The sequence below is a fragment of the Maribacter sp. UBA3344 genome (assembly GCF_002362375.1).
GTDB classification, from domain to species: Bacteria; Bacteroidota; Bacteroidia; order Flavobacteriales; family Flavobacteriaceae; genus Maribacter; species Maribacter dokdonensis.
Genome location: NZ_DERI01000031.1, coordinates 132,325 through 139,305, shown reverse-complemented (window position 1 = coordinate 139,305; position 6,981 = coordinate 132,325). Strand labels below are relative to the sequence as shown.

The 6,981-nt window shown below is 36.1% G+C and carries 7 protein-coding genes; 2 read left to right on the top strand and 5 right to left on the bottom strand.

Annotated elements, in window-relative coordinates:
* Positions 1–35: 35 nt before the first annotated feature.
* The 3 genes from B2Z27_RS19825 to xerA all read right to left on the bottom strand — a co-directional run bounded on the left by B2Z27_RS19825 (position 36) and on the right by xerA (position 2,596).
* On the bottom strand, positions 36–599 hold the full coding sequence (locus tag B2Z27_RS19825; protein WP_286814965.1) for a hypothetical protein: 564 nt from the start codon (positions 597–599) through the stop codon (positions 36–38).
* 158 nt (positions 600–757) lie between these two features.
* Positions 758–1,462: a hypothetical protein gene (locus tag B2Z27_RS19820; protein WP_286814964.1), complete on the bottom strand. Its 705-nt coding sequence runs from the start codon at positions 1,460–1,462 to the stop codon at positions 758–760.
* Positions 1,463–1,522: 60 nt separating this feature from the next.
* Positions 1,523–2,596: a site-specific tyrosine recombinase/integron integrase gene (gene xerA / locus B2Z27_RS19815; protein ID WP_286814963.1), complete on the bottom strand. Its 1,074-nt coding sequence runs from the start codon at positions 2,594–2,596 to the stop codon at positions 1,523–1,525.
* 137 nt (positions 2,597–2,733) lie between these two features.
* Between xerA and B2Z27_RS19810 the strand changes: the two genes are divergently transcribed.
* Positions 2,734–3,105: a hypothetical protein gene (locus B2Z27_RS19810; protein ID WP_286814962.1), complete on the top strand. Its 372-nt coding sequence runs from the start codon at positions 2,734–2,736 to the stop codon at positions 3,103–3,105.
* Between the two features lie 79 nt (positions 3,106–3,184).
* Here the strand turns inward: B2Z27_RS19810 and B2Z27_RS19805 are convergent, their stop codons facing one another.
* Together B2Z27_RS19805 and B2Z27_RS19800 are read right to left on the bottom strand one after the other, a co-directional pair.
* Positions 3,185–3,811, bottom strand: a complete 627-nt coding sequence (locus B2Z27_RS19805) for an HmuY family protein (RefSeq protein ID WP_058105807.1) — start codon at positions 3,809–3,811, stop codon at positions 3,185–3,187.
* Between the two features lie 33 nt (positions 3,812–3,844).
* Entirely contained in the window at positions 3,845–5,959 is a 2,115-nt protein-coding gene (locus B2Z27_RS19800; RefSeq protein WP_286814961.1) for a TonB-dependent receptor plug domain-containing protein, read from the bottom strand.
* Positions 5,960–6,074: 115 nt separating this feature from the next.
* Here B2Z27_RS19800 and B2Z27_RS19795 point away from each other — a divergent pair, with 115 nt between their 5' ends.
* Positions 6,075–6,980 carry a DUF6607 family protein gene (locus B2Z27_RS19795; RefSeq protein WP_286814960.1) on the top strand — a complete coding sequence of 302 codons (906 nt, stop codon included), beginning with the start codon at positions 6,075–6,077 and terminating at the stop codon, positions 6,978–6,980.
* Position 6,981: the final 1 nt, after the last annotated feature.

The following is a 6,981-nucleotide window of genomic DNA, read 5'->3' as shown; positions in this document are numbered from 1 at the left end:
GGCTTTTCATAGGATACATTGTTGTGCATAGTTTTTTATCCATATTCAAACCAAATGGTTTCTGAATTTCGGTCAATCGCATAGTCAATAAATCTTTTGAAATTCCTCATGTCTTGTCCAAAGTTATTTCCAATATAACCTTCTCCTTTGTCTTTATTAAAGTCCGAAAAATAGTATTCAGAATTCATAGAATCAAAATCCGTTTTTATTAGTCTTTCGTATAGATTGTCAATTTTTTCAAGACTATCAATTAACTTTTCTACGAGAATTTTTACTTGGTTTATATTTCCATTTAAGTCCTGTTTTCTTTTTTCAAAATCAGCCTTTAAACGTTCCTTTTCTTCTTCGTTTTCCGCAAACTCAATCATATCTATTTCTTCATCGTCACTTGGGTATTCGGTCATTTTATACAAATGAGATATATCGATATCAGTTATTGTTCCAATTTGGTCAAATTCAGGTGTGTGCTCAATTACTCCTGGTCTACACATTAGATTACAAAATTCCCTGCTCAGAGAATAGAGATTACGATTCTCAAAGTATTCAGGCGTGATTATTTCACTATCATTATTTACTCTTAAACTAATGTCTAATCCCATTTTCTCAAATTATGCACAACGTGTTTGTGTATGGTTAGTTGCGTGGTTAAGCAACTAAGTTAACAAATAAAAACCGAATAGAAAATCCGCGAGGATTTTCGTAAGTAGGCTATAAGCAAGCAATTAATTATACACGTTGTTAGGTGGCGTTTTTTTATTCAGTTATTAATTTTTCCGTTTATTTCGTTCGAGTAAATTTCGTTTTCTCCAAGTCGAAATCTCACTCTAAATTTTGTTTTATTCGTTCCATAGTTTTGTCTCAAAGCAGAAATTGCAATTTGATTTGGTGGAAGATAGAATTCAGTCAAACCTGTTCCACAATCATATATAAATTGTCTCTCAACTTGTTTCCAATTTCCAATCGAGTTTTGTGCTTCTGTCAGCATAGGCAATACATCTCCAAATCCGATACTCAAAGTGTCAGAACTTTGGTTTTTAATAAAGATAGGATATGACTTTTTATTTGCGCGATGTTCAGGTGCTTTATAATATTCCCAAATCCACATTGGAAATCCGATTATTTTTGTTGTATCAATGAATATATTTAAGTCGGTTGTCTTTGGACTTCTATATTTTCCCCAATCAATATCCTTAATTCTATGTCCGATTTTTGAAGTTTTATAGCATAATTCAATTGAATCCGTTATTTGTCCAATATAAACTGGTGAAAATTGCGATTCCCTTCTTTCTGAAATAGTGTCAAGAATTAATTCATTGTCAAAATTGTCATAAAGGATTATGTTCGAATACGGTTCACTGATTCGTTCTTTTAGTTCAGTTTTGGCAATTCCGTTATTCTCCTTTTTATTTTGGCAAGAAGTTAAAATCAGAAGCAGTAATATGATGTTTGCAAAATGTTTCATTCAAATGACACCTAACAATTGTATATGTGCACAATTGCACATATATCTATTTTGTGCATACTAATCTAATGGATTTTTTATTGTCTTAAAAGTATTAGTGGCTACATGGGTGTATATTTCTGTTGTCTTACTGGAACCATGACCTAATAATACCTGTATTTGTCTAAGGTCTACGTTAGATTCTAACAAATGTGTTGCAAAACTATGCCTTAGGGTATGTGGAGTTACATTTTGTAATATTCCAGCTTTATGGGCAGCTTGTTTTACTATATGTAATACACTTGCTGCACTGTACTTACCGCCTTTACGGCCTTCAAACAAATAATCTTTAGGATGCCATTCTTTAAAATAGAGCCGTAAATCTTGTAGAACTGTTTCGGATAATAGACTTACTCGGTCTTTATTGCCTTTGGCGCCTTTTATAGAAACCAGCATTCGTTTACTATCTATATCCTTGACCCTAAGGTTTAAAAGTTCACTTCTACGTAAACCGGCACTGTAGAGCAAGGCTAAAATGCATTTATGCTTTAGGTTTGTTGTACAATTCAGCATGGCAATGACCTCCTCTTTTGATATTACGGTAGGTAGCTTATGTTCCTTCCTTGGTCTTTCAATGTCGTAAAAACGGTTGGGCATGCCAAGAACGGTTTCATAATAGAACTTAATGGCATTTATGGTCTGATTTAAATAGGAGTTAGATACGTTTCTATGTATTAATCTTTGTAGATATGACCTTACATCACTTTCGTTCAAGGTTGTAATATCTCTGTCCATATAATGATTAATGAACATTTCAAAAAAGTTGACATACGTTTTTACGGTGCTGTTGGCATATCTTTTAAGCTCTAGTTTTAACAGGTATTCCTCTGGGCAGACCCTATAGCCTTCAGGTGTTTTTCTTTCCCTGAACCACTGTACATCTACTATTTCATTATGGGTGTTGACAGGTCTGTTGCTTAAAAATTTATTATAGTTGATCCATACGACTCCTTTAAAAGTATTGAAAATAATACCAAGGTTTTTCTTTGTATTTAGAATATAGACCATGTGGTACTTAGTGCTCCACCTAGGTTCGGGAAGCCCCTTGATCAGGTTCTGTATAAGCTTATCCTGAGTAAATTGTATGCCTATCATCTTTTGATTTTTGATCATTAGATGATGTAACGTAATGGATTTTGGTGTGTTCATCATGTCAAGTGTAATACTAAATAAATCAATTAATCAACTATTATGCGTATATTATTCGTATAATAGTCGATTAAGTTATAAGAATGAAAAGAGTTTGTCCAGAATGTAATAATGAAGTGATAGGTAGAACGGATAAAATTTTCTGCTCAGTAAAATGTAAATCCATACATCAATATGAAAAAAGTCAGAAAGAGAATACCTTCTATTTTTCGGTTGATAAACAACTGAAGAGAAACAGAAAAATACTAAAACGCTATAATAAGTCTGGATTTACAACTATTAGAAAGAGTGTTCTTTTAGAGGAAGGTTTTAATCCCAAATTTTTTACCCACTACTGGAAGAATCAAAAAAATGATGTTTACCTTTTTTGTTATGATTTTGGGTTTTTAAAAACGACTAAAAATGGTGTAACAAAGTATGTTATTGTACAATGGCAAGATTATATGAACCAGTAATTATTGGTTTAATGAAAACAAAAAAGGGCAACCCTAAAGTTGCCCTTTTATATTGGACTTTTATGCTCTAAAAATAAGACTATTCTAAAGAAGTATCGCCTTCGTTAGGGTTGTAAACATAATTAAAGGTATAGTACGGTGTAGCATCTTCAAAAGCATTTGGTTCAGATGGCGCATCTTCATAATAACTTATAAACTCTACTTTGGCAAAATTACCTTCGGTAGTTCTAAATACAAATACTTTACCCGGTATAGGTGTTATTAAATGTGTTGGGTCTCCTGCGTAGTTGTACCAACCATTATCACTACCTGTTGCAATGGCAAAAGAAGCATCTGCATCTTGCTCAAAAGTAAGTCCTTCTGCTGTGGTTACACTTGCCAAGGTGCCGGTTACTTCGGCTACGCCAACATTACCGTTTCTTTCCGGTTCATCTTCAGTGCCGGTCAAGGTGCCGCCATTAACGGCGATCGTGGTGCCCCTAAAGGCAATGTCCCATGCAGTATCACTGGTAGTAATGGCTCCGGTCTCAAAATCAAATTTGGTGAACTCACCACCAACAGGTTCTCCTTGGCCTCCGGTTTGTGGTGCATATAAATTGCTAACGGTCTCCGTCTGTACCGGATCCGTTGGTGTGCTGTCATCATCGCTGCTACAAGAGGTGAATGCCATTGCTAAAAATGCTACTGCTAAAATGTTCTTTGTCATGGTAATTGTAATTAAAACCTGTTGCCAGGTGGGTTAGAATTGATAATTTAATTTAATGAATGCTTGTATGCCCGGCATTGTCGGGATATTGTTATCTGTATAATCCAATAGGTTATTTGCGCCAACCTGAAGTGTAAAATCTGTATAGAATATTTTGCTTACCGCAGCATTTAGGGTAACAAAACCATCTATAAAACTGGTATCGAAATTATCTATGAGTCCGTTGCCATTGGTGTCATATTGTGCATACTTACTACGGTAGAGTACACGCAAATTTACATGGGTTTTGGCAGAGGGTATGTCATAGTAGAATTTAAAATTGGCATTGTGCCTAGAACGGTTGACCAAGCCAAAATAGTCAGAAGTGGCCAGGGCAACAGATTGCCCGGTATTGGCATCGCGTACAAATACTTGATCGTTTTTTACGTCTTCTCTTCTTTGTTTATCAAAGGCATAAAGTAATTGGTATCCGGCACTTATATTTAAATTGTCCGTGAGTTTGTAGGCGGAGTTGATTTCAAAACCCGTAGTGTATATTTCATCAAAATTCATATAACTGAACACGTTTTGTCCATTGGTCTTGCGGGCAATGATTCTGGTATCTATTAGGTTTTTAAAATCGTTTCTAAAGAAATTGATTTCTGTATTGCCAACACCATGTTTTAGAGTTAGGCCTAGGTTATAGCCAATAGAACTTTCTGCTTCCAACGGTTGGCTCAATTCGTCCTCAGTGACCACCACATCTAAGATTTGGTCTTGTTCTTCTAATTCTTGTAATTTATCTAAGGCTACATTATAACCTAGTACGGTATAGCCCACCGCGGAATTGGTGAAGTCAAAATATAACTGTCTAAAATCGGGCGCTTTAAAACCATAACCTACAGATCCCTTAATATCCAGATTTGGATTTAATTGGTAACGTAATGCCAACTTGGGACTAAATTGGTTGTTGTATTCAGAGTGATTGTCAAAGCGCGCTCCGGCAATAACATTCAGTTTTTCCAAAGGGTCAAAATCATACTGGGCATAAAGGTATTGAGAAGCGAAATTCACTTTTTCTTCAAAATACGTCCTGTCCAGCTCGTCTAACTGTAATCCCGCTCCTGCGGTTAAAGTCCCGTTTTGGAATCCGGTTCTATTTTCGTTTTCAACATTAAAGGTATAGCTGCCACGTACCTCTGGCCTCAATAATTTTTGATCGAAATCACTATCGCTCAAAACATCTGTAGAAATAGGGTCTGCCAATAATTCGGTAGCAACGTAATTGGTATAGTACAGTTCATAAGCCATATTGAGCGCCGGGGTCCATTTGTGGTCCAGTCTGGCATGTGTGTTCCATTCACGTTCTTTGGTATCACCCTCATATTGAATGCTATCTACGGTAAATCCGGCATCTTGTACCTGATCGTAGAATCGCCCAGAGGTAAAGAGAGAAAGTTTATCGTTGATATCATAATACAACCTACCGTTTAGGGTGTAGTTGGTATACGGATTAACAGTTTGGCCCTCCGCATCTTCATTTAGGTCATATCCGTTGGATGAGAAACGATTGGCAAAAAATCCATACCGAAATTTTTTAAAACCCTGCTTAAGGTCTAGATTCATATCTTGTTGGGAAAAGCTACCTATACGGTAGGATGCATTTCCGCTAAAATTCTGCTTTTCCGGTTTTTCGGAGATGATATTGATCACACCGCCCAATGCTTCAGATCCATATAAGCTGCTTGACGGACCTTTAACTACTTCAATCTGTTTAATATTACCTATGGTAAGTCTGCTTAAATCGAAATTTCCGGCACTGCGCCCTACCAATGGAACTCCATCTATAAGGATAAGAATATAGTCCGATGCAATACCTTGTATTTGTACCCCTTGAAATCCACTTTCATCGGTAACCGTTATAATACCTGTTTGCTCGTTCAGTATTTCATTAAGGCGAACGGTACCGGATTTTATAATCTGTTTTTTACCTACCAAGGTAACGGGTAGGGGAAGCGATGATAATTGACGGGCAGTTCTTGTGGCGGTCACTATGACTTCATCTAATTCTTGTGATACAATGGAATCTGTAACGCTGGGCTCTTGGCTTTGCGCTACTATAATATGTGTACCTATAAGTAGTAGTAAGGTCGCTAGTCGAAATCGCATTATATTTATTTAGACTTATTCTTGATAAGGTTGCAAATATATAAACAATTCTTATTTAGAATAAATTAAAATAGTTATTTTTGTCAACGAACATCAAAAATAATACACCTGTAAAATGAAAACAGTATTACCTACCATAATGGCATTAGTAGTATCTGCTAGTACAATTGCCCAAAAGGCGAAAAAGAACGATGACCGTGAAGCTATAAAAAGTATGTGCGGTTGTTTTGAAGTAACTTTCAACTTTGCCGAAACATTTAACCATAGTACGGATTCTTTGTATAAGCCTTCTAAAACAAAAGTGGATAAGGGCTTAGAGTGGGCAGAACTGGTGACGGATGAAGATGATAAAATATCCATTCAGCACCTGTTGCAGGTAGGTAACCCTACTGACCCGCATATTGTAAAACATTGGAGGCAAGATTGGCTGTATCAAAATACAGACCTATATTCTTATAATGCCGATAATACATGGACATTTAAAAAATTACCATCAGATAAGGTAAAAGGACAGTGGACCCAAAAAGTATATCAAGTAGATGATAGCCCTAGGTATGAAGGCTCATCTACATGGGTACATGTAGATGGTAAAAGCTTTTGGGAAAATACTTCAGATGCCCCGTTGCCAAGACGTGAATACACGACAAGAAGCGACTATAATTTAACCGTTCGTGGAAATCGCCATGAGGTTACGGATTACGGTTGGTTGCACGATCAAGATAATACAAAGGTTATTCGTGAGGCAGGCAAAGAAGATGTCATATTAGCTCAGGAAAAAGGGTATAATACTTATGTAAAGGTTGATGATAGTAGATGTGCCGCTGCCGCAGCATGGTGGAAATCCAATGCGGATAAATGGGCTTTGGTACGTACAAAATGGGATGATGTTTATGGTAGGAACAAAGACCTTTCTTTAGAGGAAAAAGTAGATAATAAAGTTTTGTACAAATACCTTTTTGATGATGAATATGATCAAAAAGATGAAATAGAAGAAGTAATAGAATCATTCGTTAAACAATAAG